General features: G+C 62.4%; 23 protein-coding genes. 13 read left to right on the plus strand and 10 right to left on the minus strand.

Annotated features, from left to right (window positions below):
* Positions 1-29 precede the first annotated feature (29 nt).
* Positions 30-947, minus strand: coding sequence for an SDR family NAD(P)-dependent oxidoreductase (locus tag D1223_RS11175; protein WP_119376514.1), 918 nt, complete (start codon positions 945-947; stop codon positions 30-32).
* Positions 948-1095: 148 nt separating this feature from the next.
* Between D1223_RS11175 and D1223_RS11180 the strand changes: the two genes are divergently transcribed.
* Positions 1096-1464, plus strand: coding sequence for a VOC family protein (locus tag D1223_RS11180; RefSeq protein ID WP_119376515.1), 369 nt, complete (start codon positions 1096-1098; stop codon positions 1462-1464).
* 81 nt (positions 1465-1545) lie between these two features.
* Here the strand turns inward: D1223_RS11180 and D1223_RS11185 are convergent, their stop codons facing one another.
* A complete protein-coding gene (locus D1223_RS11185) occupies positions 1546-1812 on the minus strand; it encodes a hypothetical protein (protein ID WP_119376516.1) in 267 nt (88 codons plus the stop codon).
* 143 nt (positions 1813-1955) lie between these two features.
* Here D1223_RS11185 and D1223_RS11190 point away from each other — a divergent pair, with 143 nt between their 5' ends.
* The 3 genes from D1223_RS11190 (at position 1956) to D1223_RS11200 (ending at position 6051) form a co-directional block, all read left to right on the plus strand.
* Positions 1956-3239: a NupC/NupG family nucleoside CNT transporter gene (locus tag D1223_RS11190; RefSeq protein ID WP_119376517.1), complete on the plus strand. Its 1284-nt coding sequence runs from the start codon at positions 1956-1958 to the stop codon at positions 3237-3239.
* 80 nt (positions 3240-3319) lie between these two features.
* Positions 3320-5368 (plus strand): TonB-dependent receptor, encoded by a 2049-nt coding sequence (locus D1223_RS11195; protein WP_119376518.1) that lies wholly within the window; start codon positions 3320-3322, stop codon positions 5366-5368.
* A 74-nt stretch (positions 5369-5442) separates the two neighbouring features.
* Positions 5443-6051, plus strand: coding sequence for a glutathione S-transferase family protein (locus tag D1223_RS11200; protein ID WP_119376519.1), 609 nt, complete (start codon positions 5443-5445; stop codon positions 6049-6051).
* Here the strand turns inward: D1223_RS11200 and D1223_RS11205 are convergent.
* Genes D1223_RS11205 through trmFO form a run of 4 tightly spaced genes read right to left on the minus strand, consistent with a single transcriptional unit; the run spans position 6048 to position 9542 of the window.
* A complete protein-coding gene (locus tag D1223_RS11205) occupies positions 6048-6314 on the minus strand; it encodes a hypothetical protein (RefSeq protein ID WP_147372792.1) in 267 nt (88 codons plus the stop codon). The two genes, D1223_RS11200 and D1223_RS11205, sit on opposite strands and share 4 nt — an antisense overlap.
* Positions 6315-6373: 59 nt before the next feature.
* Positions 6374-7105, minus strand: coding sequence for a class I SAM-dependent methyltransferase (locus D1223_RS11210; RefSeq protein WP_119376521.1), 732 nt, complete (start codon positions 7103-7105; stop codon positions 6374-6376).
* Positions 7106-7133: 28 nt separating this feature from the next.
* On the minus strand, positions 7134-8120 hold the full coding sequence (locus tag D1223_RS11215; RefSeq protein ID WP_119376522.1) for an NAD-dependent epimerase/dehydratase family protein: 987 nt from the start codon (positions 8118-8120) through the stop codon (positions 7134-7136).
* Positions 8121-8129: 9 nt separating this feature from the next.
* Positions 8130-9542: a methylenetetrahydrofolate--tRNA-(uracil(54)-C(5))-methyltransferase (FADH(2)-oxidizing) TrmFO gene (trmFO, locus tag D1223_RS11220; protein ID WP_119376523.1), complete on the minus strand. Its 1413-nt coding sequence runs from the start codon at positions 9540-9542 to the stop codon at positions 8130-8132.
* 123 nt (positions 9543-9665) lie between these two features.
* Between trmFO and D1223_RS11225 the strand changes: the two genes are divergently transcribed.
* From D1223_RS11225 to D1223_RS11255, 7 genes are all read left to right on the plus strand, one after another.
* A complete protein-coding gene (locus tag D1223_RS11225; RefSeq protein WP_147372794.1) occupies positions 9666-11033 on the plus strand; it encodes an MATE family efflux transporter in 1368 nt (455 codons plus the stop codon).
* 43 nt (positions 11034-11076) lie between these two features.
* Positions 11077-12534 (plus strand): pyridoxal phosphate-dependent decarboxylase family protein, encoded by a 1458-nt coding sequence (locus D1223_RS11230; protein ID WP_119376525.1) that lies wholly within the window; start codon positions 11077-11079, stop codon positions 12532-12534.
* 111 nt (positions 12535-12645) lie between these two features.
* Positions 12646-13479 (plus strand): CheR family methyltransferase, encoded by an 834-nt coding sequence (locus D1223_RS11235; RefSeq protein WP_119376526.1) that lies wholly within the window; start codon positions 12646-12648, stop codon positions 13477-13479.
* Between the two features lie 78 nt (positions 13480-13557).
* On the plus strand, positions 13558-14907 hold the full coding sequence (locus D1223_RS11240; RefSeq protein ID WP_119376527.1) for a TldD/PmbA family protein: 1350 nt from the start codon (positions 13558-13560) through the stop codon (positions 14905-14907).
* A complete protein-coding gene (locus tag D1223_RS11245) occupies positions 14894-16012 on the plus strand; it encodes an inositol monophosphatase family protein (protein ID WP_119376528.1) in 1119 nt (372 codons plus the stop codon). The genes D1223_RS11240 and D1223_RS11245 overlap by 14 nt, the downstream gene beginning before the upstream one ends.
* On the plus strand, positions 15963-17774 hold the full coding sequence (locus tag D1223_RS11250; protein WP_119376529.1) for an ABC transporter ATP-binding protein: 1812 nt from the start codon (positions 15963-15965) through the stop codon (positions 17772-17774). Before D1223_RS11245 ends, D1223_RS11250 begins: the two co-directional genes overlap by 50 nt.
* A gap of 216 nt (positions 17775-17990) precedes the next feature.
* Positions 17991-18365 (plus strand): hypothetical protein, encoded by a 375-nt coding sequence (locus D1223_RS11255; RefSeq protein ID WP_119376530.1) that lies wholly within the window; start codon positions 17991-17993, stop codon positions 18363-18365.
* A 196-nt stretch (positions 18366-18561) separates the two neighbouring features.
* Here the strand turns inward: D1223_RS11255 and D1223_RS11260 are convergent, their stop codons facing one another.
* The 4 genes from D1223_RS11260 to D1223_RS11275 are packed head-to-tail and all read right to left on the minus strand — an operon-like array spanning position 18562 to position 22645.
* Positions 18562-19230 carry a DsbA family oxidoreductase gene (locus tag D1223_RS11260; protein ID WP_119377121.1) on the minus strand — a complete coding sequence of 223 codons (669 nt, stop codon included), beginning with the start codon at positions 19228-19230 and terminating at the stop codon, positions 18562-18564.
* 45 nt (positions 19231-19275) lie between these two features.
* Positions 19276-20235, minus strand: coding sequence for a fatty acid desaturase family protein (locus tag D1223_RS11265; RefSeq protein WP_119376531.1), 960 nt, complete (start codon positions 20233-20235; stop codon positions 19276-19278).
* 50 nt (positions 20236-20285) lie between these two features.
* Positions 20286-21254 (minus strand): 4-hydroxybenzoate octaprenyltransferase, encoded by a 969-nt coding sequence (locus D1223_RS11270; protein ID WP_119376532.1) that lies wholly within the window; start codon positions 21252-21254, stop codon positions 20286-20288.
* Positions 21255-21280: 26 nt separating this feature from the next.
* Complete coding sequence (locus tag D1223_RS11275; RefSeq protein ID WP_119376533.1) at positions 21281-22645, minus strand: NAD-dependent succinate-semialdehyde dehydrogenase; 1365 nt, start codon at positions 22643-22645, stop codon at positions 21281-21283.
* A 57-nt stretch (positions 22646-22702) separates the two neighbouring features.
* Here D1223_RS11275 and D1223_RS11280 point away from each other — a divergent pair, with 57 nt between their 5' ends.
* Together D1223_RS11280 and D1223_RS11285 are read left to right on the plus strand one after the other, a co-directional pair.
* A complete protein-coding gene (locus D1223_RS11280; RefSeq protein WP_119377122.1) occupies positions 22703-23464 on the plus strand; it encodes a 16S rRNA (uracil(1498)-N(3))-methyltransferase in 762 nt (253 codons plus the stop codon).
* A 15-nt stretch (positions 23465-23479) separates the two neighbouring features.
* Positions 23480-24859: a glutamate--cysteine ligase gene (locus tag D1223_RS11285; RefSeq protein WP_119376534.1), complete on the plus strand. Its 1380-nt coding sequence runs from the start codon at positions 23480-23482 to the stop codon at positions 24857-24859.
* The last annotated feature ends 117 nt before the right edge of the window (positions 24860-24976 follow it).

The raw sequence follows: 24976 nt of genomic DNA on the forward strand, positions 1-24976 counted from the left end.
GGCCATGTTGTTACAGGATTGACCGGTCTTTAGCCCTTCTTGCCCGCCGCCAGCAGGGCGAAGATGTTCTGGCCGTGCTCACCGCCCGCATTGAAATGGGTCTGCACGGAGGTGTCGGTGATCTTGTCCCAGGCCGCTTCGACGGCCTCGGCCGTCAGCGCGTCGCCCTGGCCGACATAGGCGCCCCTGGTTTCGACGATTTCGGCCATGGAGAAGGCACCGGCGCCGGCCGACAGGATCATGCCCGTCGGGGCATCCTGCTTGACGAGGTTCATCACGCCCGGCGTGACATATTCCGGCTTCAGCTGGGCCAGCACCTCTTCCGGCATCAGGCCTTCGGTCATGCGGGTCGCAGCCACCGGGCAGACAGCGTTGATCTTGATGTTGTTCTTGGCGCCTTCGATCTTCAGCGTGTTCATCATGCCAACGAGGCCTAGCTTGGCCGCGCCATAGTTTGCCTGGCCAAAGTTGCCATACAGACCGGTCGAGGAGGTCGTCACGACGATGCGGCCGAAATTCTGCTCCTTCATGATGTCCCAGGCGGCCTTGATCGGCTTGAACGAGCCCATCAGGTGAACGTCAACGACGAGCTGGATGTCTTCCATCGTCATCTTGGAGAAGGACTTGTCGCGCAGGATGCCGGCATTGGCGATCAGGATGTCGATGCGCCCCCACTTGTCCATGGCGTCGGCGATCATCTTCTTGACGCCGGCATCATCGGTCACCGACGAGCCATTCGCGATGGCCTCGCCGCCGAGCGCCTCGATTTCCTTGACGACATTGTTGGCTGCTTCCGAGCTGCCGCCCGAGCCGTCCATGGAGGCGCCGAGATCGTTGACCACGACCTTGGCCCCGCGGCGGGCCAGCTCCAGCGCGTGACAGCGGCCAAGGCCGCCACCGGCGCCCGTGACAATCGCGACCTGGCCATCAAAACGGATGTTCGACATGAAAAGACTCCTCAGAACAGTATGAAATTCGAATGGCGAGCCTTGCAGCACCCGCTCACGTAAACGTCAAGCATTGGCGCAGGGTTAGCGCTTGCGGGCGCGGTTGCTGCGTGATGAAACACGCCCACCAGAAAACAGGAGGAACGACATGCTGGCTTATGTGACGCTCGGATCGAACAATATCGAGAAGGCACTGGCTTTCTATGATGCGCTGATGCCGGAGCTTGGCGCCCAGCGCTTCTTCGACAACGACCGGCTCTATTTCTACGGCACGGGCCCGGGCCAGCCGATGCTGGCGATTGGCGGCACCTATGACGGCGAGCCGGCCACGGTCGGCAATGGCGTGATGCCGGCCCTGGCGTGCAAGGACAACGAAACCGTCGACCGCGCCTACAAGAAGGCCATCGAACTCGGCGCCAAGGATGAAGGCGAGCCGGGCAATCGCATGCCGACCTTCTACGGCGCCTATTTCCGCGATCCGGACGGCAACAAGATCTGCGTCTGCAAGCTGGGCTAGGCCTGCGCTTCAGACCAGGAAACAAAAAAAGACCGCTGGCTTTCTGCCGGCGGTCTTTTCTTATCATCAGACGGGTAGCGCTTACGCGGCTTCGACCTCGCTGAGGTCGCCTTGCCGCAGCAGGCGCAGCATGCCGTCGTCGATATAGCGCATCAGCGGACGGCCGTCGGTTTCTGGCTGGCGGTTGACCCAGTCGGCATGTTTCTGGCGCAGGTCGCGCAGCTTCTCCATGCGCTCATCAAGGGCGCCCGAAGCGTTCAGGACCGCGTCGACCTGGTCTGTCGTGACCGGGCGCGGCTCCATATTGACCGTCTGTTCGCGCAGGGGGACGAAAGTCTTGCGTTTCATATCTCACTCCTTTCAGTCATTGCTCACAGTGTGATCAACGCGCGGGCCCCGGACGTGTTCCAGCATCAATCCTGAAGAAGAGGGGTAGAGCGCGACCCGCTCGCAGGCTAAGGCTGAATCATCCGGGTCAGGAGGAGATCGGTATGGAATGGGGCTGGGACAATGCGCGCGCGCTGATTGGCATCGCGCTGATTTTCGGAATCGGCTGGATCCTGTCAGAACGGCGCAAGGCATTTCCCTGGCGGATCGTGCTCGGCGCCGTGGCCATCCAGTTCGCCTTCGCGCTCGTCCTGTTCGGCCTGCCGCCCGTGCGCAACATCTTGTTCAAGGCCAATGTGATCGTAGATGGCTTGCAGGAAGCGACCCGCAACGGCACCAGCTTCGTGTTCGGCTATGTCGGTGACAATGTCGCGGCCAGCAACATCATGGCGGGCGATGCACCGCCGCTCTTTTTCTTCCAGATCCTCCCCGTCGTGATCGTTGTCGCGGCCCTGTCAGCAATCCTCTGGCACTGGCATATCCTGCGCTGGATCACCAAGGGGTTCGCCTTCGTCTTCCGCAAGGCCATGGGCCTTGGCGGGGCCACATCGCTCGCTGTGTCAGCCAACGTCTTCATGGGCATGACCGAGGCGCCGGTCCTCGTCAAACCGTACATCAAGGGCATGACGCGTTCGGAAATCTTCATCCTGATGACAGCCGGTTTCGCGACCATCGCCGGCTCCGTGCTCGTCATCTATACGACCTTCCTCGACGGGGTGATGTCCAACCCGCTGGCCCAGCTTCTCACGGCCTCGATCATTGCGGCGCCGGCTGCCGTGGCCATGGCCCTGACCATGGTGCCGGAAACGGCTGAGGAAACCGAACGCGCCCACGAGCCGGATTTCGAATACAACTCGACCATGGACGCCTTCGCGACCGGCGCGGCCGATGGCCTGCAGATCGTGCTCAACATCGCAACCATGCTGATTGCGGCGCTGGCACTGCTCTGGCTGGTCAATGCCGGGCTTGGCGTTTTCCCGGATGTGGCGGGAGAGCCGCTCTCGATCCAGCGCATCCTCGGCTGGATCTTCGCCCCGCTGATGTACATGATCGGCGTGCCCTGGCAGGAAGCTTCGCTGTCCGGCTCCCTGATGGGCATCAAGACGGTGCTGACCGAATTCGTCGCCTTCATCGAACTTGGCAATATCCCGGAAGACGGCATGGATCCGCGCACGCGGATCATCACGGCCCACGCCATTTGCGGCTTTGCCAATTTCGGCTCCATCGGCATCCTGATCGGCGGGCTCAACATCATTTCGCCTGAGAGGCGAGCCACCTTCCTCGAACTCGCCTGGAAGACGCTGATCGCCGGGACGCTGGCGACCTGCCTGTCGGGCGCGGTTGTCGGCGCGCTGCCGGTGCAACTGTTTACCGGTGGGGCAGGCTAACGCAGCGGTGGGGCTCGTCAGGGTGGGGTGAGCGACCTAGTACTCTTGGTGACAGTGTCCCCAATGAATGAGTTCTCCCCATGCCGCTCCGCCACCTGCTCGCGACATCTGCCAGCTTTGCCATTGTATCCGCCTTTGCGGCCCATGCGCAGCAGGTTCAGACCGGTGAGCGCCTACAACCGGTAATGGTCTATGGCGACCGTTCACCTGAGCAGCCCGGCAGCGTGGCAACCCTCGATACCGAAACCATCGCCACCATCGATGCCGACCACCCGGCTGAAATCCTGAATCAGCTGCCCGGCGTGAACATCCAGATGAACTCCGGCCAGGAGCACCTCATCGCGCTGCGCTCGCCCGTGCTGACCGGCGGGGCGGGGCAGGGGAGTTTCCTCATCCTGCAAAATGGTGTGCCGACCCGCTCGCCTGCCTTCGGTAATGTGAACTCGCTGTTCGAGATCCACCACGAAACGGCAGAGGCCATCGAGATCGTGCGCGGGCCGGGCTCGGCCAAGTATGGTTCGAACGCGGTGCACGGGCTGATTAACATCATCCAGGGTGAGCCGACCTTCGGCGATTCCCTCGATACGCGAACTTCGGGCTCAACGCTGGGCCGCTACAAGGCAGACCTCACGGGCAATCTGTCCTCCGGGCTGCGCGCCTCATTGTCCCTGCAGGACGATACCGGCTGGCGGGACAATACTGGTGTCGAGCAGCAGAAGCTGTCGGTAGCCTATGCCTTCGACGCCGCGGGCTGGGACGGCCTGGCCTGGGTCAGCGCGTCGAACCTCAATCAGGAGACCGCCGGTTTCATCGAGGGCTACAAGGCTTATCGCGATGATGACATTGCCAGCTCCAATCCGAACCCCGAAGCCTATCGCGATGCGCAGTGGGCAATGGGCGCTGTTCGCCTGTCACGCGAAATCGGTCCGGGCGAGCTGACGCTGACGCCCTTCTATCGCTGGCAGGAGATGGCGTTTGCCCAGCACTTCCTGCCGAATGGCGGTGTGGAGGAGAACGGTCACGACGCGTTTGGCCTGCAATCGAAATACGAGGTCGAGGCCTCTGACGCGCTCACCCTCCGCATTGGCGCCGATGCCGACATCGCTTCCGGCTGGCTCAAGGAAACCCAGCTTGAGCCGTTCGGCTTCTTTCCCGGCGATACGCGTTTTCCGGTGGGTGTCCACTATGACTATGAGGTCGACACCACCGTGCTGGCGCTCTGGAGCGAGCTGGAATGGGCGGTCTCGGACACGGTGACCGTGCTTGCAGGCCTGCGCGGTGAAACGCATGATTATGACTACTCGACCGCCGCCCCGCCGGGGCCGAACGGTCGCTTCCTCGTGCCCGATGACCGTGAGGACAGTTTCGACCTGCTGACACCGAAGCTTGGCGCAATCTGGACGCCCGAGGGCAGCGCGGTCAGCTACTACGCGAACTATGCCCGCGGCGAACGCGCCCCGCAGGCCTCAGACCTTTACCGCCTGCAGTCGCAGCAAGGCATTGCCGAGGCCGACGTAGAGACCATGGACAGTTTCGAGATCGGCGCGCGCGGGACGGCCTTGGGTGACCGGCTTGCATTTGATGTCGCCGCCTATCATGCCGAGAAGGAGAATTTCTTCTTCCGCGACTCCGATGGCCTGAACGTCACCGACGGCTCGACCCGCCATCAGGGCATCGAGGCGCAGGCGAGCTGGGACGTGCTGGGCGACGGGGTCTTCACCGTGTCGGGCACAGCGACCTATGGCGACCACACCTACACGTTTGACCGCATCGTCGCCTCCGGTTCGGAAGTCATCCGTTCTGGCAATGAAGTCGATACCGCGCCGGACTGGCTGGGCGACCTGCGCCTGACCTGGCGGCCGACTGAAGCCTTCGAGGCGAGCCTGTCGGCAGAATATATCGGTGAGTATTTTACCGATCCCGGCAACACGCGGACCTATCCCGGCCACACGGTCACATCGGCGCGAGCCTCATATGCGTTCACCGACGATCTCGAAGCCTTCGTCATCGTGCGTAACCTGTTCGACCTCAACTATGCCGACCGGGCCGACTTTGCCTTCGGCGGCAACCGCTATTTCCCGGGCGAGCCGCTGAATGCGACCTTCGGTGTGCGCAAGCGGTTCGACTGAGCTGGGCCTCCCCAACGTCAGTCTTCGCTCATATTGCTGAATGCGTTAAACCTCCCGCCAAACAGGAGGATCCCATGAAGCTCTATCACAGCCCGCAGGCGCCGAACCCCGAGCGCGTCACGAAATTCCTGAAGGCGAAGGGCAAGCTTGATGCGGTCGAGATCGAGGAGATCTCGATCATGAAGCAGGAGCACAAATCCGAGGCCTACCGCGAAGTCTCGCCCTTCTCGCAGGTCCCGGCGCTTGTCCTCGACGACGGCACGAAGATCACAGAGAGCCGCGCGATCTGTACCTATTTCGAGGGCGTCTTTCCCGAGCCGAACCTGATGGGGACCGACCCGAAGGAGAAGGCGCTCATCGAGATGTGGGACCGGCGCATCGAGCTGATGCTGTTCATCCAGTTCGCGACCTGGTTCCGCAATGCCCATCCGATGATGGCGCCGCTCGAAAATCCGCAGGTTCCCGAGGCTGCCGCCAAGGCCGAGAAAAGTGCCCGCGCCATGGCCAAGCGCGTTAATGCGCATCTCGCCGAAAACGATTTCCTCGCCTGCGGCCGCTTCTCGATTGCCGACATTACGCTCTACTGTTTCACCGGCTTTGCTGGCGTCATGAAATGGAAGCCGCATGAAGAGTTCGAGAATATCGGCAAATGGATGCCGCGCGTGGTGGAGAAGATCGGTTAGAGGCGCGAACGGGCAGAGAAGGTCACGAGCAAGATTGTCAGACCAAGGCCGGTGAGCGTCAGGCCGAACAGCGCGTTGCTGAGAACCGACGTCCAGAAGATGCCCGGTTCCTCTGTCCTTTTAATGAGGCCAACCCGTTCTTCCGTCATGCCGCTCGCGAGCGAGAGACCGACTTTCTCGTAGAGCAGGTATCCGCCGAAGGCGGCCAGCAACAGCCCGCCCATTGCGCCGGCGAGTCTTGTCCATATTTTCCGAGGTCTCATCGCCGCGCTCCGGTGCAGGGTGTTCTGAGTTTACAGGCGCGGCGGATGGGCAAACCGGGTCAGATCGTCCGCACTAACCTGTATCCACAATCGAGCGTTTCGCGCTCCATCAAGTGCCCATACTTCCGCTCCCAGGTGCCATCCTTCAGGTCGCGCTCCAGCCGTGCAAGCGGCTCCGATATGTCACCGATCTTCCAGAAAGATGAGCTGCCCCGGCGGATACGTTCGTCGAGATAAGCGGCGGGCCGCTTCCAGTAGGCGGCGAGGAAGCCGTCGGTGCAGTCCTGCGGAATGGGAATGGGCGAAATCTCGACGGGGCCGAGCCATTCGGCATATTTTTCAATCGGCGGCATGATGGCTTCATCCAGCCGGATCAGGCCGGGCAGATAGTCGGTCAGCCAGAAGGCCGGGGCCGCTACGTCAAAGGTCATGAAGACAATTGGCCCGCGCGTGACGCGCCGCATCTCCGCGCAGCCCTTGGCCGGGTCGGACCAGTGATGGATGGTGAGGCTCGCCATGGCGGCATCGAAAGACTTGTCCGGGAAGGGCAGGGCCTCGGCGACCGCCTGAACGACCTTGGCCGTACCCGGCTTGCGCTGCGCGCTCATTTCCGCTGACGGCTCGACCGCTATGACCTCGCGGTCCTCGGGCTCATACGACCCGGTGCCCGCCCCCACATTCAGGACGCTTCTCGCATCGCCCAGTTCGGCATGGATCTGACGCGCAATCCGCGCATCCGGCTTGCGAAGCTCAGCGTATTTCAGACCGATTGTGTCATAGAGCGCGCTCATCAGCTGGCTGATAGCACCGTATCGCCAGTCAGTCGCGTCGATTGTCCGGCCAGATCAGACCGGCGCCCGCTACGCTGGGCGAGGGATAGCCGGCGTCATGCGCAAAGGGCAGGTCACCACCGGACCGGAGCGCGTCCAGGATCACGGAAAAATCCGTCTGAAAGCTGAAGCCGAGATCACGCTGAAAGGCGGACGCATCGTAAACACGCCCGATACTTGCCGGAAGGGCCCAGCCGCGCTTCGCATACAGCTCTGGCGCGTCCGGGAAATAGCGGGCAATGACGCTGGCAGCGTCTGTCATGAGGGTGGCGCAATCTTCTTGCTGGAAGGGAGTCGGCGCAGAGACGAGATAGACGCCAAAGCCGAGCGCTGGCGCCTTGTCCAGCGCTGCAATATGGGCGCGGGCCGCATCTTCAACCGTCATTCGCCGGTTCAGGAACTCGTTGGCCTTGAGGTTTTCGGGCGGCGGGTCGGTTAGCGTGTCATCGTCTTCGGGAAAGAAGCGCGAAGTCCGCAGGACGAGACAGGAAAGGCCTGTCTGCTGGTGCACCTCGCGGCAGAGATTTTCAGCAGCGAGCTTGGAGACGCCGTAGATGTTGCGTGGCGCGAGTGGTGCATGCTCCTCGTCCAGCCAGGTGGCTTCGTCGCTGTCTTCAGCCCGGATTGCTTTCGAGATCATCAGCGATGTCGTCGAGGTGAAGACAAACCGGTTGTGACCGGCGGCAACCGCCGCTTCGAGAAGGTTCAGCGTGCCGGTCACATTGACGTCGATGAAGGCTTGCCTTGGGAACCGGGCTATGTCCGGCTTGTGCAGCGCACCCGCGTGGATAATTGCCTCGATCCCATGGTGCGCAACCACACGGCCGACAAAGGCCCGGTCGGCAATTGTGCCGATCTCCCGTGTGAAAGGCCCGGGGGCCACATCGACGCCGGTGACCTCATGACCCAGAGATTCAAGCATGGGTGCGAGATGGCGCCCGAGCCAACCAGCCGAGCCTGTCAGAAGAACATGCATCAGACCTGTCTATTCCGCCGCAACGGCCTCGCGCTGCGCTGCCAGCCAGGCGTCGATATCCACCAGCGCCCGTTTCGCCTGAACGCCCTTCTTCGCGCGGCCCTTGGCCTTGCCGCGCAGGCGCCGGCCCTCTTCATCCTTGTTGGGGATGGTGCCGGGCTCGGGATCCGGGAAAAGGCCGAAATTGATGTTCATCGGCTGGAAGCTCTGCTTGCCTTCGAGGTGACCGCCCGTGATGTGGCCGATCAGGGCACCGAGCGCTGTGGTCGGCGGTGGCGGTGTGAGGTCCCGGCCCAGCCGCTCAGCCGCTGCAAAGCGCCCGGCGAGCAGGCCCATGGCCGCGCTCTCGACATAGCCCTCAACCCCCGTCACCTGGCCGGCAAAACGCAGCCGCGGCATGGATTTCATCCGCAGCTGACTGTCGAGCAGCTTCGGCGAGTTGAGGAAGGTGTTGCGGTGAATGCCGCCGAGCCGGGCGAACTGGGCATTCTCCAGCCCCGGTATCATCCGGAAGATGTCGGCCTGCGCGCCGTATTTCAGCTTGGTCTGGAAGCCGACCATGTTCCACAGCGTGCCGAGTGCATTGTCCTGCCTCAGCTGTACGACCGCATGCGGCTTCACATCCGGCTGATGAGGATTGGTCAGGCCCACCGGCTTCATCGGCCCGAAACGCAGCGTCTCGCGCCCGCGCTCGGCCATGACCTCGATGGGCAGGCAGCCCTCGAAATAGGGCGTGTCCTTTTCCCAGTCCTTGAACTCGGTCTTTTCGCCGGCAATCAGCGCATCGATGAAGGCGTTGTACTGGGCCTCGCTCATGCCGCAATTGATGTAGGCCGCTGTGTCGCCGCCGGGGCCTGGCTTGTCATAGCGGCTCTGTTTCCACGCCTTGTCCATGTCAATGCTGTCGAAATAGACGATCGGCGCGATGGCATCGAAGAAGGCGAGGTCCTCTTCGCCGGTATGGGCGCGGATGGCGTCTGCCAGCTTCATCGAGGTGAGCGGCCCGGTCGCGATGATGACGCTGTCCCAGTCTTCCGGCGGGATACCCTCGATTTCCTCGCGCACAATGGTGACGTTCGGATGGGCTTCCAGCGTCGCGGTGACGTCCTCGGAAAAGCCTTCGCGGTCGACCGCCAGCGCGCTGCCGGCGGGCACCTGGTGCTTGCCGCCCTTCGTGATGATCAACCCGTTGGCCCGCCGCATCTCCTCATGCAGGACGCCCACGGCATTCGATGTGTGGTCGTCGGAGCGGAAGGAGTTCGAGCAGACCAGCTCGGCCAGCTTGTCGGTCTGGTGGGCCTCGGTGCCGCGCACGCCGCGCATTTCATGAATAATGACGGGCACGCCCATTTCAGCGGCCTGCCAAGCCGCTTCGGACCCGGCCATGCCGCCGCCAATGATGTGGATCGGTTTGATGCTCATGACCCGCGATGTGCGCTCTCAGGCGCTCGCGGTCAAGGAAGCCCGGCACCCGGCGCTGGACGCGCGCAGTGCTCGACCTAGCTCCGCTTCCGGTCAGCATGGTCGGCCAGGGAGTGTCTCAACGTGCAACTGACAGAAGGTCCAGTCCGTCAAAGTTTCTCGAATGTCTGGATTCCGATGATCAGTGGCGTGCTCGCTGTAAAGGCGATCGGCGTTTCGGATGCGTATTTTGTCGGGCAGCTTGGTGAGGCCAGGCTTGCAGCGATTTCCTACACGTTTCCGGTCGTCATGACGCTGATCAGCCTTGCGATCGGGCTAAGTGCGGGGGCCTCATCGGTTCTTTCACGCGCGATTGGCGCAGACGCTTCGGCAGAAAAACAAGCAGAAATCGTGACGGGTGCGGCCGGCATGGCGGTTCTTGTCTCCATCGCGATGTCTGTTCTCGGCTTCCTTTTCATCGGACCGGTCCTTTCGCTGATGGGCGCTGAAGGCGATATCCTCAAGGATGCGACCTGGTTCATGCAGATCTGGTTTTGCGGCGTGATCTTTCTTGTCCTGCCAGTGGCAACGAACGGAATGCTCCGGGCGACCGGAGACGGTGTCAGCCCGGCAATCCTGATGAGCGGGACCGCCATATTGAACATCGCGATCAATCCGGTGTTTATCTTCGGACTGGGCCCCATCCCGGAACTCGGCATGCAGGGGGCTGCCGTCGCAACCATTACGGCGCGCGCCGTAGCCACTGTCGGGGCCTTCTACCTGCTGTGGCGAAAGAACCTGCTTGCACTGAGCACCGCATCGCTCGTCCGCGGGCTTCGCAGGTGGCAGGAAGTCGCGCGAATTGGCCTGCCTGCATCGCTGTCCACGTCCGTCAATCCGATTGCGCTGAGCATCGCCACGGCGGCGGTTTCCACGCTCGGTTCAGCGGAGGTTGCCGCATTTGGCCTTGTGACCAAAATCCAGTCCTTTGCCGTCGTTCCCCTGCTTGCCCTGTCAGCGGCGTCAGCGCCGTTCGTCGGGCAGAATAGCGGGGCCGGGAATACGGGCCGCTCGCGTGACAGTTTGTGGTTCTGCGCGCGGGTCTCCCTTGTCTGGGCTCTTGTTCTGGCAGTGGCTTTCTATTTCGGGGGCCGGTGGCTCGTATCCTTCTTCACCGAGTCCGCCCGGACGCAGGAAATCGCTGCCCTGTACCTCGCCATCGTCCCTGCGTCTTACGCTGGATATGGCCTGATCGTATCGCTGACCGCTGCCATGAACGGTCTCGGCCGGTCCGTTTCGGGCCTGATGATCGGTGCCGGCCGGGCGATCGGCCTGCTCGCGCCCGGCGCGTGGATCGGCGTGCTGACCGGCGGCTTCCTCGGTCTGGCCATTGCGACGTTTCTCGCAAACACGGTTTCAGGTGTGATCGCTGCCCTGATCGTCATGCGGCACAGCCTGAAGGACATTGATCAGAAAAGCGCCTATCAGCCCGACTGTTACGACAGTGAATAGCCGCCCGCTTTGATTTCGTGACAACAGTCTGTACGACGCGCGCATGACGATTTCCGACGACTCATTTCTCGATCCCGATGACTGGGATGCCTTCCGCAAGCGCGCGCACGACATGCTCGATCACGCGATCGACAAGATGGCGAGCGCGCGGGACGGGCGGGTCTGGACGCCGGTCGCCGAAGCGTTGAAGGCGCAGTTCAAAGCGCCGCTGCCGGACGATGGCACACCAGCCGAACAGGTGGATGAGGCCATCCTCGCGCTGTTGCCGTACGGTCCCGGCAATACGCATCCGCGCTTTTTCGGCTGGGTGCATGGGTCGGGCACGCCCTCGGGAATCCTGGCCGACATGGCCGCTGCCGCCATGAATGTGAACGCCGGTGGGCGGGACCATATTGCCCTGCATGTCGAGCGCCAGCTGGCCGACTGGATACGTGGCCTGTTTGGCTTCCCGCCGGAAGCCAGCGGCCTGACCGTCTCCGGGACATCCATGGCCACCATTATCGCGATGAAGACGGCGCGCGATGCCGCGCTCGACTTCAGGTCACGGGAGGCAGGGATCGATGGCGCGCAACTTGTCGCCTATACCTCGTCGCAGGCCCATTCCTGTGTCGCGCGCGCCTTCGACATGCTGGGCCTCGGAAGCGACGCGCTCCGCATCATTCCATCCGATGAGACCTTCCACTTCGCGACCGCTGCGCTGGATGATGCCATCGAAGAAGACCGCGCAGCGGGCCGGCAGCCCTTTGCCCTCATCGGCACGGCCGGCACCGTGAATACGGGGGCCATCGACCCGCTGAACGAGCTCGCCGACATCGCCGCCCGGCATGGGCTGTGGTTCCATGTCGATGCCGCCTTCGGCGCGAGCGGCATGCTGTCTGATGCCCTGCGGGGCAAGCTCAGGGGGATCGAGCGCGCCCAGTCTGTGGCGTTCGATTTCCACAAATGGATGCATGTCAATTACGATGCCGGCTACGTGCTGGTGCGCGATGAAGCGCTGCAGCGCCGGGCCTTCTCCAATCGTCCGGATTATCTCCAGCACAATGAAAAGGGCCTCGCCGCTGGTTTCCCGTGGCCGGTGGATTATGGCCCCGAACTGTCGCGCAGTTTCCGGGCGCTGAAGGTCTGGGCCCACCTGATGGAGCACGGGCCCGCAAGGATCGGGGCGGCTGTGGCCCGCAATTGCGAACAGGTTCGCTATCTGGCCGGCCGGATCGATGATGCAGCCGAGCTTGAGAGGCTGGCGCCGGTCGAGACAAGCATATGCTGCTTCCGCTACCGGCCGCATGACGTGGTGGCCGAAGAGGTGCTGGATCGGCTCAATCAGGCCATCGTCGTCGATCTTCAGGAATCGGGCGTTGCCGCGCCGTCGACGACCCGTCTGAACGGCAAGCTGGCCATTCGCGTGAACATCACGAATCATCGCACCCGCTTTGAGGACATCGACTGTCTTGTCTCGTCGATTCTGGAAGCGGGAGCGCGTATCCGGAATATTGCCGAATAGAATCAGAGACTAGCGTGTTCACCCTCGCTTCATCATCAATTTGGATGATTGCGACGTGTTAGGGTTAACCTAAAACGACCCTCGGGCGCGCTGACAGACTGGTGGGTGGAAATGGCGACCGGGACTGACAATTCTCGCTATGAGCAACTCTTGGTGCTTGCCCGGTCACTGTCCGGGCAGGTCCAGGATGCGCGCAAGGTATACTTGCTGGAGGTGCGCCTGAAGCCGGTCATGGACATGCTTGGCGTTTCCAGCCTCGAGCATTTGCTGCGGGAAGTTGGCCGCCAGGTGCCGTCCAATCTCGCCAGCTATTTCGCGGACGCGCTTGTCGATGACGAGACCTGGTTCTTCCGTGAGCGCCACCGCCTCCAGATTGTCGCAGAGGACATTGCCCGGCGGGCCAGCCAGTCGAGCGAGGCCGCGCCCGTCCGCGTCTGGTGCGCGGGCGGTTCGACAGGGCAGGAGGCCTATTCGCTGGCCATCCTGCTCGACGAGCTGATACCCGGCGGGCGCGCGCAGCAACGCGTCAGCATCGTCACGAGCGATATCGGTTACCGGGCGACCAACCGGGCGCGGGCCGGCACCTTCTCCCACTTCGAGATCCAGCATGGCCTGTCGACGCCTCGCATGCTCAGGCACTTCTCGCGGACAGGCGAACGCGACTGGCTTGCGCGCGCGGCCCTGCGCGAGCAGGTTCAGGCCTGTCATCACAACCTTCTGGATGGTCCACTTGGCCCGGCGAGTTTCGATGCGGTCATCTGCCGGAATGTCCTTAGCGGTATGGAAGCGCCGGAACTGGGGGCCGCGATTGGCAATCTCGTGGCCTCGATCAAGCCGGGCGGCTGCCTGTCGATTGGACGCGAAGACACCATTGAATCGCCTCAGGACGTCCGCCTCATGGCCGATACCGAGGTTGGCAGCGGCATGTACCGGCTTCTTAGCTGAGACTGTTTTCACCATTCGCTGCTGAAGCTGATACCAGGGCCGTTGCCGGTTCGACCGGCAGGGGTTACCTCCTGCTGCATGACAAGAACATTCAAGACACCTCCAGCCGAGATTCTGGAGACACTCATCGACCGCTGCCTGAAGGAAGGCGCGACGGCCGCAGATTGCAGTCTGGGCATCTCTGAAGGCGTCAGCGTCGATGTGCGGGACGGCAAGCTCGAGAATGTCGAGCGCTCTGAATCGCAGGGCATTGCCCTTCGCGTCCTGTTCGGCCAGCGCCAGGCGCATGTGTCGGGCTCCGACCTTTCCGACGACGCGATCACGGCCATGGCGGAACGCTGCGTGGCCATGGCGAAGGCCGTCCCCGAGGACAAGTTTGCCGGGCTGGCGCCGGAAGAGCTGCTCGCCAAGGATCCGCCTGTGCTGGACCTTGAAGGCGACGGCGAAATCCCGATCGACCGGCTGGAATCCGATGCCATCGCAGCCGAAGCGGCCGCGCTCGCTGTCGATGGGGTGAAGACGGTATCCGGCTGCGGCAATGGCTGGAGCCGGACCGAGCGCTGGGTGGCCGCATCGAACGGCTTCTCGTCTTATCTGTCGGGTGGCTCGACCGGGCTTGGCCTGGCCGCCGTCGCCGAACGCGATGGCGCGATGGAGCGTGACTATGACAGCTGGAGCGTGCGCAAGATGGCGCACCGGCCGTCACCCGAAGAGATCGGCCGCACTGCCGGTGAGCGGGCCGTCGCCCGGCTCGGCCCGAAGAAGGTGAAGACGCAGAAGGGCGTGGTCATTTACGACAAGCGCGTCGCGCCGAGCCTGATCGGTGCCTTCCTCGGCGCGATCTCCGGCCCGTCCGTGGCGCGCGGTGTCAGCTTCCTGAAGGACCGGCTGGGCGAGAAAGTGTTCGCCGGCGGCGTGAACATCGTAGACGACCCTTTCCTCGAAAAGGCGCTTGGCTGCCGCAACCATGATGGCGAAGGCCTGCCGGTCGAGCGCAAGCTGCTGATCGAGGACGGCGTGCTGACCCGCTGGCTGCTGAACATGTCGTCGGCCCGCCAGCTCGGCCTGGAGCCGAACGGCTTCGCCAGCGGCGGCTTTGGCAGCATTCCGGGCGTCGGCACCTCCAATGTCCACATCGAGGCCGGGGAGAAGTCGGCGGAGATGCTCATGAAGGAGGCAGGCAAGGGCCTTCTTGTCACCGACATGTTCGGCCCGTCCATCAATCCCAATACGGGCGACTATTCGGTTGGCGTGGCTGGTTTCTGGTTCGAGGATGGGGCTGTGCAGTACCCGGTGTCGGAAGTCACCATCGCCGGCGACCTGCCATCCATGTTTGCCCGGCTCGTCCCGGCGTCGGACCTCGAATTCCGCGGTCGCCGCAACGCACCGAGCGTGATGATCGAGGACATGTCGATTGCAGGCAACTGAACGCCGCTTTTCCGACCGGACACAGCTGCTGCGAGAGGTGGCGTTAGAGGCAGGCAGCCTGGCGCTGGCCTATTTCGAAAAGGGCACGGTGCCGTCCTGGGAGAAATATCCCGGCCATCCGGTGACCGAGGCCGACATTGCCGTCAACAAGCTTGTTCACGACCGGCTGATGGGGGCCTATGGCGACTATGGCTGGCTGTCGGAGGAGACGGCCCTGTCGCGCCATACGCAGCGGCTGGAGACCGTCTGGTGCGTCGACCCGATCGACGGTACGCGCGCCTTCATGAGCGGGCAGCCCTACTGGTGCATCGGCCTCAGCGTGATCGAGCACGGCCAGCCGGTTGCCGGTGTGGTGCATGCCCCGGTTCTCGGCGAGACCTATTGCGCCGAGCGGGGCAAGGGCGCGACCCTGAATGGCGACCCCATCCAGACCAGCACGCGCGAGCAGGAAGACGGCTGCCGCATGATCGCGGCCGAATCCATGCTTAACCATCCGGCCTGGAAAGTTCCCTGGCCGGACATGCATCTCGCCAATCCCAAGCCGAATGCCACCCTGCTGCGGATGTGCTGGGTCGCCAGCGGCACCTGGGACGCGACCCTGGTGCTGTGGCGCAAGTCCGACTGGGACCTTGCTGCGGGCACGGTGATCGTCAATGAGGCAGGCGGCATTGCCTCGACGCATCTGGGTGAACCCTTTATCTTCAATCGCAGCGAACCTGCACAGAGAAGCCTGATTGCAGCTGGAAAGGCTCTGCATCCTCTGTTAGTGGAGCGCGTCAAAGGGGTGCGGCTTCCCGATCCGAACTGGACGGTGCGGCCCTATGACAAGACTGAGACTACGGAGCAAAAGCCCATGGCCGACATGCCGGAAGCCAAACAATTGCTGCATATCGTCATCGGCGGCGAATTGAAGGACGTCAAAGGCGTCGAGTTCGAGGATCTCTCGAAGATCGATTTCGTCGGCGCCTTCCCGAGCTACAAGGCGGCTTATGACGCCTGGAAGTCGGCAGCCCAGCGGACGGTCGACAATGCCGAGATGAGATATTTCATCCTGCATGCGCACCGGCTGCTCGATCCGGAAACGGGGTCGCACCATCACGTCTGATAAAGCTGGCGGGCGCGGGGGCGCACGCAGCCTCTGGCGGCTGATCCGGGAGCGGTACCTGCCGCACTGGAAGTGGTTCGCGCTGGGTACGGCCTGCGCCGCCATCACTTCGGTGGCCGCCGCGTCCTACGGCTATCTCCTGAAACTCGTCGTCGAGGGGCTGGAAGACCTTGCGGGCCCCGAGACAACAGGCGTGCCCGCCTATCTCTGGTGGCTGGTCGGTATCATCGGCGCGGCGGCGGCTATCCGCTCCCTCTCGCTTTATGGCATGACCCTGGCCAACAATACCGGCGTCCAGCGCGCCATTGTCGATATCCAGGCCGACCAGTTCGATTCGCTGACCGATGGCGACTTCGCGCGCCTCTCGGCAGACCGCACAGGTGGTTTCGTCTCGCGTTTCATCAATGATGTGAACGCGCTTCGCGAAGCGGGACTGAGGCTCGCCAACAATCTGACCAAGGGCGTCCTGACGGTGATTGGCGTGCTCATCACCATGCTGATCATGGACTGGAAGCTGACGCTCGTTCTGCTGGTGATCTATCCGATTGCCTTTGCGCCGGTGATCGCGCTCGGCAACAGCGTGCGCAAGCGGTCCAAGAAAGCGCAGAACCAGATCGGGGAGGTGACCTCCCTCCTGTCAGAGAGCTTCCAGTCGGCCCGCGTGGTCAAGGCCTACGGACTGGAGGACTATCAGAAGGCGCGCGCCCGCAAGGGCTTCGTCGAACGCTCGCGTCTGTTCCTGAAAGTCCTGACGGACAAGGCGGCGGTCGATCCGATCCTCGAGATTACGGGTGGCCTGGCGCTGGTGGGTATTCTCGGCCTCACCGCCTGGCGGATTGCCGAGGGCGACACATCGCTCGGCAATTTTGTCGGCGTGATCGGGGCCGTTGCTGTCGCGGCGCCGGAGCTGCGCGCGCTCGGTACGCTGAATGCGGTCGCCCAGGAGGGCGGGGCGGCGGCAGACCGGGTTTTCGAAATCCTCGACGCCGATCCGGCCATCAAGGACCGGGATGATGCCATCGCCCTCACAGCGCCCAAGGGCGGGCTCGAGTTTCGCGATGTGCACTTTGTCTATCCGGATGGGTCCATCGCCCTGAAGGGGCTGAATTTCTCGGCCAATCCGGGTGAGACTGTCGCGCTGGTTGGGCCGTCGGGCTCGGGAAAATCCACGATATTCAACCTGTTACTGCGGTTATATGATCCGCTTTCAGGGTCGGTCTGTGTCGATGGCAACGATATTCGCGGCTTTACAGGTGCGAGTCTTCGCCGGGCGACCGCACTGGTGGCCCAGGAAGCGCTGCTCTTCGACGATACGATTGCCGCCAATATTGCGCTCGGCCGAATGGGGGCGAGCCGGGACGAGATCAAGCAGGCCGCCAAGGCGGCCAATGCGCATGACTTCATCCTCTCCCTGCCGGGCGGCTATGACGCCATGGCTGGTGAAATGGGCCGCAACCTCTCAGGCGGCCAGCGCCAGCGTATCGCGCTTGCCCGGGCCATCCTGCGCAATGCGCCGATCTTGATGCTGGACGAGGCGACCTCCGCGCTCGATGCCGAGAGTGAGGCCAAGGTGCAGGCGGCGCTGAACGCGTTCTCGAAGGACCGCACGACGCTGGTCATCGCCCACCGCCTTTCCACAGTCCGTTCGGCCGACCGGATTGTCGTGATCGAGGATGGCAAGGCGGTCGAAGAGGGCACCCACCTTGAGCTCATGTCCGCGGCGGGCGCCTATAAGCGGCTTGTGGAGCTGCAGCTGAGCTGAAGGCGATTGGCACCATGCCCCTCTCCCCGGGGAGAGGGGTTGGGGTGAGGGGATGCAGACCTGTCTGCCGGGCGCGATCCTTTCCAAGCCAGTTCCCCTCATCCCCGTGCTCCGGCGCATCGACATGCGATGCTTCTCCCTGCGCCCTCTCCCGAGGGAGAAGGGGGAGAGACCAATCCATCCCACCCCTCTGAAACCCGTGCTCCAATTCGGGCCATGCTGACCCGCGCCTGGATTCTTGAAACGCTGGCCCTGCTGCCGCTCTACTATTGGCCGGTCTTCTTCCTCGAAGTCTGGCGGTTCGAGCGGTATTACCGCGCTTACCGGGCTGCGAACCCGGTCGGCATGCTGGGTGTCGCCGTGCTGCCAAACGGGCGGCTGGTGGTCACGCTGCAAGTGGCCGGCGACCGGCCGGACCCGGATGACTGGACCCATTTCGCACCGCGTGCGCCCTGGCTGCGGCTCGAACCGGGCGGGTTTCTGGCGGCTTTGGGCGCCGGACTGGAATCATACCGGAATTGGACTGTTCTCGTACCGGAATCGGACCCGAATTGTACCGCCGCTGGACCGGCCTTTCTGGATTCGAGCTGACCTTCCGTCCGCGTGGTTCGACTTCGCTCACCATGCAGACTGATGTTTCAAACAGCCCTGAGCGCGATCCATCGCGAAGCGGGGATCAAAACAAACAGCCCTGAGCCCGATCCATGTGAGGCGCGCCAGCGCCGAAACGGGATCAAGACAGACAAGCCGCCGCAGCCCGCCCGGGTTTGCGGGCGCTGGTGCTGGCTCAGCCGTAACTGCGCTGCTGGGGGAGCTGGTCGGCGGAAGCCTTGATGAATTTCGCAAGCTTTTCAGCACTTTCGGCGCCCTGAACGGCGATCCGGCGCATCGCAATATAGGTTGGCACGCCGCCAATACCCATCTGCCGGAAGAGCTCTTCTTCCTTGCGGACCGCTTCCACGTCGGCATCCGAAAGCAGCAGCTTCTCGACGATATCCCGCTCCAGCCCGATCTCTTCGGCAATATCGCAGAGCACGTCATGATCGCCAATATCGCGGGCGTGTTCGAAATAAGCGGAAAAGAGCGCTTCCTTTGCCTCCGCGCCCTTGCCTTGTCCCTGCGCCCAGCGAACGAGGCGATGGGCATCGAAACTGTTGGGGCGGTGGCGCAATTCGCTGAAATTATAAGGGATATCCTCTTCCTGTCCGTACTGGACGAGGGCTTCGCGCATTGCCGCCCAGCGGCTGTCTTCGGTTTCCGGGCCGAACTTGCTGGCCATGTAGTCGCGATAGTTCACCCCGCCTTCGGGAATGGTCGGATCGAGTTCGAAGGGCCGGAAGAGAAGTTCGACCTCTATCTCCGGCACCAGCGCAATCGCGCTCTGTATCCGGCGAAGGCCAAGCCAGCACCAGGGGCAGACAAGGTCGGACACCATTTCGATGGTCAGTTTGGTCATGAGGCTGGCTCCTGGCTGGTTGGCCAGCATTCCCGGCTGGCAGGTTCAGACGGCCACGGCGGGCCTTGCTGGCTTGGAAGAGGCCTCCTTGAGGACGCCCCAATAGCCTTGCTTGACTTCCATCTGGGCGGTCACGCCCTTCTTCGCAAGCAGCTTGTGAGCGCGCGGAAGCCGGTAGCAGGGCAGGTGCATGAACATGTGATGCTCGCAGTGATAGTTCACCCAGTAAGGCGCGATCAGCAGCTTCTCCCACCAGCTGGCAAGCGTCGTGCGGGCATGGCGCATCGGGTCTTCATGATCCGGCACGACGGCATGCTCGGCAATATTCCGCAGCCGGGTCACAAGCTGGTTCCACGTCGCCATGGGGAGCAGCCAGAGCACGAAGTAAGCCCACCAGTATCCGGCAATTGTCAGGCCTGCGAGCAGGATCAGATTGGTCGCAAGGAAAGGAATCACGGCCTCGCGCGCCGATTGAGCCCTGTTGGTCTGGCCTTTCGACTTGCGGATGCCGAGCCCCATCGCATTGGCGAACTGGTTGCGGCGCTGCTTGAAGAAAGTCTGGCCCGTGAGGTCCCGGATGATCTTGCGGCGAAGGGACTGGCGGGTCACGGGGAAGGGCGCCGAGAGGCCGAGATCGGGGTCTTCAGGCTGCTGGGCGTATTTGTGATGGGTGAGGTGGTAATTGCGGTAATTGCCGAGGTGCGCGCCCACCGGCGCGGCGCAGATCCACTGGCCGAGAAAGTCGTTGATCCTGCGGTTGGAATGAAGCCCCCCATGGGCCGCTTCATGCATCAGGATCGCAAGGCCGAGCTGGCGCGCGCCAATCACGGGAATGGCTATGATCGCAAGCCAAGGCTGCCAGATCGCTGCGGCCATGGCGAGCGCTATGACGGCCCAGGCATGAACAACTGTGCCCGTTCCCAGAAGGTTGGACCGCTGGCTCACATGCGCCCACTCCTCGCGGGTGAACAGGTCCAGAGGGCGGATGCGTTTTGCAGCAGGCATATGATCAATCTACCCGATTGGCGCAGCGTCAGCCAAGAGGTTGTTGCGGCTTACAGCGCGGCGGCAACTGTGAAGCCCGCCACCAGGATGAGCCCCGCCCAGGCATTCGACCTGAAAACCTTCAGGGCCGTGCCCTTGTCTCGGTCGAGCGTGTGCACCTGCCAGATCGCGTGGACGAGGAAAGCAATCACGGTCAGCGCACCGATCCGGGTTGCGCCTGTGCCTGCTGCCGCCACAGCGAAGCAGGCGGCTGCGATGAGGAAAAACGAGAAAGCGCCGAGGATGACCCGCTCGCCCATCAGCCGGGCTGTGGATTTCACGCCGATCAGCGCATCGTCTTCTTCGTCCTGGATGGCGTAGATCGTGTCATAGGCGATGGTCCAGGCCGCAAAGCCGAAGAACAGGATAAGCGTCCCGAACGAGACATGCATGGCGGTGGCGGCGGCCACCAGCGCGCCCCAGTTAATGGTCGCCCCGAGCCAGGCCTGCGGCCACCAGGTGATCCGCTTCATGAAAGGATAGGCCCCGATCAGCGGGATAGCGAGTAACGCGACAATCTTGGCGTCCAGCGGTAGGCAAAGCCAAGCGAGAAAACCGATTACGAGCTGAACGCCGAGGAAGATGTATGCGTCCCGAAGGCTGACCTGGCCCGATGGCAATGGCCGGCAGGCTGTGCGCTCGACCTTCGCATCAAAATCCCGGTCGGTGATGTCGTTCCAGGTGCAGGCAGCCCCACGCATGACAATAGCGCCGATGGCGAACAGCAACTGCCACCAGATGTCGGTCCAGTAGAAGCCGGTCGAGATGCGCGTATAAGCGAACGACGCGAGCGTCGGGAGTATCACGAGCCATGTGCCGATCGGGCGGTCGAGCCGGGCCAGCGCCGCAAAAGGAACCAGCTTTTCCGGCAGGGAAACGAGCCATTCCGGGAGGGCGCTGTCAGCTGGCGCCTGCGGCTTTTTCTCGATGTCCGCATCGACCGGATCAGTATCCCGGGAATCGTCTTTCGTTTCAGTCATGCCGCCCCTATAGCGAATTTTGCCCCTCAAGCGATAGAGATTGTCTTGCGATTCACAAACGCCAGAATGCCGTCGCGCGAGAGTTCCCTGCCAAAACCGGACTGCTTGATGCCGCCAAAGGGCAGGCGCGGATCGCTGGCGACCTTCGCGTTTACAAAGGTCGATCCGGCCTCCAGGTCGCGAATGGCGATGTCGATGTCCGCTTCGTCCTGCGTGAAGATCGCCGAGCCCAAGCCGAAATCGCTGCGATTGGCACGTTCGATGGCTTGGGTCAGCGAGGTAACCTTCCACAGCCCGGCCACTGGACCGAACATTTCCTCATGGGCTGCAGGCGCCATGTCGGGAATGTCTTCCAGGATCTGCGGCGCAAACCACCAGCCCTTCTCGGGCAGCGACCGAGGTTCAAGAAGTGGCTTCGCGCCGGCCTCTATGGATGCTCTGGTTTGCTTCTGCAGATCATCGCGAATGGCTTTCATGGCAAGCGGCCCGAGCTTTACGCCGTCTTCCAGCGGGTTGCCAATTGTTATCGCTTGCATGCCGGCGATGAACTTGTCGCGGAACTCGTCGTATATGTCCGCGTGAACCAGGAAGCGCTTGGCGGCGATGCAGGACTGACCGGAGTTCTGAATCCGGCCGTCTATGGCCGTTTCAACGGCGGAATCGAGATCGGCTGAGGGCATGACGATGAAGGCATCAGTGCCGCCCAGCTCCAGGACAGACGGTTTGATCTCGCCCCCAGCGGTTGACGCAACGGCACCGCCGGCTGGTCCGGATCCAGTCAGGGTGGCGGCTTTCACGCGTTTGTCCCTGAGAATACCTTCGACCTTCTCGGAACCGACCAGCAGTGTCTGGAAACAGCCTTCCGGGAAGCCTGCCTTGAGGAAAATCTCCTCGATATCGATCGCGCACCGCCAGACATTTGAAGCATGCTTCAGCAGTCCGACATTACCAGCCATCAGGGCAGGCGCCGCGAATCGGAAAACCTGCCAGAACGGGAAATTCCATGGCATCACCGCGAGCACCGGCCCGATTGGGAGGTGCCTGACATAGGCTTTGCTCGCATCGGTCTTGATGCGCTCATCGGCGAGGTAGGCTTCGCCATGTTCGGCATAGTGCCGGCAGACCCAGGCGCACTTGTCGATCTCGCCGAGCGCCTGGGACAGCGGTTTGCCCATTTCGAGCGTCATGTGGCGAGCAAGGCGCTCGCGGTCTTCTTCCATGATGCTGGCAGCCGCTTCGAGCAATTCGGCTCTTTTTCCGAGGCTTGTCAGGCGCCAGTGCGTGAAGGTCTCAGCGGCAGCGGCAAGCCTGTGCTCGATCTCGACATCGTTGTGGGCTTCGAAAGTCTCGATGATCTCTTCGCTGGCGGGATTGATCGACTGGACGCTCATGGAAATTGCCTCGTTTGATGGCTTAACTCTTATCCGACACAAGACTATATGGGCGCGATGAGTTCCCCGCCCCGGATATACATTGATGCGCCTCTCGATGAGGGACAGGCTGTTTCCCTGGACGAGAAGCAGTCGAAGTACCTTACTCGTGTCATGCGCCTTGAGGATGGCGCGGATCTGCGCGTCTTCAATGGCCGGAACGGTGAATGGCGTGCCCGTCTGGTCCAGGAGAGTGCCAAGAAGGTGCAGGTGGAGCCGGTGGCCTGCACGCGCGAGCAGTATGCGGCGCCTGACCTTACGCTTCTGTTTGCGCCGCTAAAGAAGGCCCGCACCGATTTCGTCGTCGAAAAGGCCTGCGAGCTTGGTGTTCGGCGCATTCAGCCCGTGATGACAGAGTTTACGCAGTCCAGCCGGGTAAGAAGCGACCGGCTGCAGGCGGTCGTTATTGAAGCGGCAGAGCAGACCGAGCGAATGGATATTCCGACCGTTGAGGATGATGTTTCGCTATGGAAAGCGCTCGATCACTGGAACCCGACCCTCCCCCTCTACTATTGCGATGAGGCCGGTGAGGCTTTGCCCATGGCCGAGGTCTTAAGCCATGCGAAGGAGACGGCGGCCGGCCTGTTGATCGGTCCGGAAGGCGGTTTCTCCGCGGCTGAGCGCGAACGGCTGAGGTCGCTATCCTTTGTCAGGCCGGTGACGCTTGGTCCGCGAATCCTTCGTGCCGAGACGGCGGTCGTGTCGGCGCTCACACTTTGGCAGTCGCTGGTTGGCGACTGGCGCAATGATCCCTATCTGCCAAAAACATCCAACGGCTAGAGGGCAGCCTGCGCAATGACAACGCCGACTTCCGACATCGACGAATCCGCCCCGCGTATCGAGTCCAAGGCCGAAATGGTCGAATGGATGGAGGCAGGCTGCACGCCCAAGGCGGACTGGAAGATCGGGACCGAACACGAGAAATTCGGGTTTATCCGCGACGGGCTTCGTCCGCTTCCCTATGAAGGCGACGTTTCTGTGCGCGCGATGCTGGAAGGGCTCCGGGACCAGTTTGGCTGGGAGCCGATCATCGAAGGCGGACATCTGATCGGATTGAAAAAGGACGGCGCCAGCGTCAGCCTCGAGCCGGGCGGCCAGTTCGAACTGTCCGGCGCGCCGCTGGAGCATATCCATCAGACCTGCAATGAGGTGGGTGATCACCTGCGGGAGGTTCGCGAGATCGCAGACCCGCTGGGAATTGGCTTCCTGGGCATGGGCTCTTCGCCGCTCTGGTCGATGGACGAAACACCGATGATGCCGAAGGGCCGCTACAAGATCATGCGGGACTACATGCTCAAGGTCGGCCGGCTGGGCCGCGAGATGATGTTCCGGACCTGTACCGTGCAGGCGAACATGGATTTCTCCTCCGAAGCCGACATGGTCAAGAAGCTTCGGGTCTCGCTCGCGCTGCAGCCGCTCGGGACCGCCCTTTTTGCCAATTCGCCATTCACCGAGGGACGGACGAATGGCTACCTGTCCTATCGCTCACACATCTGGACAGACACAGACCCGGACCGGTCCGGCATGCTACCCTTCATGTTCGAGGATGGGGCCGGGTTCGAGCGCTATGTCGACTACGCCCTTGATGTGCCGATGTATTTTGTTCGCCGCGGCGGCAAGTACCTTGATGCGTCTGGCAAAAGCTTCCGTGACTTCATGGACGGAAAACTCGACATCCTTCCGGGAGAGAAACCGGCGATTGATGATTTTGTCGATCACCTGTCGACCATTTTCCCGGAAGTGCGCCTGAAACGCTTCCTTGAAATGCGCGGGTCTGATTCAGGCCCGTGGAGCCGGCTCTGTGCCTTTTCCGCCTTCTGGACCGGCGTTCTCTATGATCAGGATTCGCTTGATGCGGCCTGGGACCTTGTCAAAGACTGGAGCGCGCCGGAGCGCGAAGCCGTGCGCCTGTCGGTTGGAACGCTCGGCCTGAAGACGCCGGTACCGGGTGGACGGTCGATGCGGGACTTGGCTCTCGACGTCCTCGCTATCAGCCGGAACGGGCTGAAGGCGCGCAAGAAATACAATACGGCAGGCGACGACGAATCCGGCTTCCTGTCTGAGCTGGATGAGATCGCATCCTCGGGCCTCACGCCAGCCGACCGCTTGCTGGAACTCTATTACGGTGAGTGGGGCAGGCGGGTCGAACCAGCCTTCGATACACTGGCCTACTAGGGCGCATCTTGCGCCCTTCCCGGAACAAATGGCACATCCTTGCTTGAGCCGCGCGGGAACGCGTGGTGTTAGTAGCGTCACTTAGGGCAGATTTTGAGTCTCTGTAGAGAGGCTTGG

Origin of the sequence: Henriciella mobilis (assembly GCF_003576285.1) — a bacterium.
GTDB lineage: Bacteria > Pseudomonadota > Alphaproteobacteria > Caulobacterales > Hyphomonadaceae > Henriciella > Henriciella mobilis.

What these genes read in the sequence shown, in the direction of transcription:
- D1223_RS11175 (WP_119376514.1), bottom strand. Translation starts at nt 947, where the DNA reads ATGTCGAACATCCGTTTTGATGGCCAGGTCGCGATTGTCACGGGCGCC.
- D1223_RS11180 (WP_119376515.1), top strand. Translation starts at nt 1,096, where the DNA reads ATGCTGGCTTATGTGACGCTCGGATCGAACAATATCGAGAAGGCACTG.
- D1223_RS11185 (WP_119376516.1), bottom strand. Translation starts at nt 1,812, where the DNA reads ATGAAACGCAAGACTTTCGTCCCCCTGCGCGAACAGACGGTCAATATG.
- D1223_RS11190 (WP_119376517.1), top strand. Translation starts at nt 1,956, where the DNA reads ATGGAATGGGGCTGGGACAATGCGCGCGCGCTGATTGGCATCGCGCTG.
- D1223_RS11195 (WP_119376518.1), top strand. Translation starts at nt 3,320, where the DNA reads ATGCCGCTCCGCCACCTGCTCGCGACATCTGCCAGCTTTGCCATTGTA.
- D1223_RS11200 (WP_119376519.1), top strand. Translation starts at nt 5,443, where the DNA reads ATGAAGCTCTATCACAGCCCGCAGGCGCCGAACCCCGAGCGCGTCACG.
- D1223_RS11205 (WP_147372792.1), bottom strand. Translation starts at nt 6,314, where the DNA reads ATGAGACCTCGGAAAATATGGACAAGACTCGCCGGCGCAATGGGCGGG.
- D1223_RS11210 (WP_119376521.1), bottom strand. Translation starts at nt 7,105, where the DNA reads ATGAGCGCGCTCTATGACACAATCGGTCTGAAATACGCTGAGCTTCGC.
- D1223_RS11215 (WP_119376522.1), bottom strand. Translation starts at nt 8,120, where the DNA reads ATGCATGTTCTTCTGACAGGCTCGGCTGGTTGGCTCGGGCGCCATCTC.
- trmFO (WP_119376523.1), bottom strand. Translation starts at nt 9,542, where the DNA reads ATGAGCATCAAACCGATCCACATCATTGGCGGCGGCATGGCCGGGTCC.
- D1223_RS11230 (WP_119376525.1), top strand. Translation starts at nt 11,077, where the DNA reads ATGACGATTTCCGACGACTCATTTCTCGATCCCGATGACTGGGATGCC.
- D1223_RS11235 (WP_119376526.1), top strand. Translation starts at nt 12,646, where the DNA reads ATGGCGACCGGGACTGACAATTCTCGCTATGAGCAACTCTTGGTGCTT.
- D1223_RS11240 (WP_119376527.1), top strand. Translation starts at nt 13,558, where the DNA reads ATGACAAGAACATTCAAGACACCTCCAGCCGAGATTCTGGAGACACTC.
- D1223_RS11250 (WP_119376529.1), top strand. Translation starts at nt 15,963, where the DNA reads ATGCGCACCGGCTGCTCGATCCGGAAACGGGGTCGCACCATCACGTCT.
- D1223_RS11255 (WP_119376530.1), top strand. Translation starts at nt 17,991, where the DNA reads ATGCTGACCCGCGCCTGGATTCTTGAAACGCTGGCCCTGCTGCCGCTC.
- D1223_RS11260 (WP_119377121.1), bottom strand. Translation starts at nt 19,230, where the DNA reads ATGACCAAACTGACCATCGAAATGGTGTCCGACCTTGTCTGCCCCTGG.
- D1223_RS11265 (WP_119376531.1), bottom strand. Translation starts at nt 20,235, where the DNA reads ATGCCTGCTGCAAAACGCATCCGCCCTCTGGACCTGTTCACCCGCGAG.
- D1223_RS11270 (WP_119376532.1), bottom strand. Translation starts at nt 21,254, where the DNA reads ATGACTGAAACGAAAGACGATTCCCGGGATACTGATCCGGTCGATGCG.
- D1223_RS11275 (WP_119376533.1), bottom strand. Translation starts at nt 22,645, where the DNA reads ATGAGCGTCCAGTCGATCAATCCCGCCAGCGAAGAGATCATCGAGACT.
- D1223_RS11280 (WP_119377122.1), top strand. Translation starts at nt 22,703, where the DNA reads ATGAGTTCCCCGCCCCGGATATACATTGATGCGCCTCTCGATGAGGGA.
- D1223_RS11285 (WP_119376534.1), top strand. Translation starts at nt 23,480, where the DNA reads ATGACAACGCCGACTTCCGACATCGACGAATCCGCCCCGCGTATCGAG.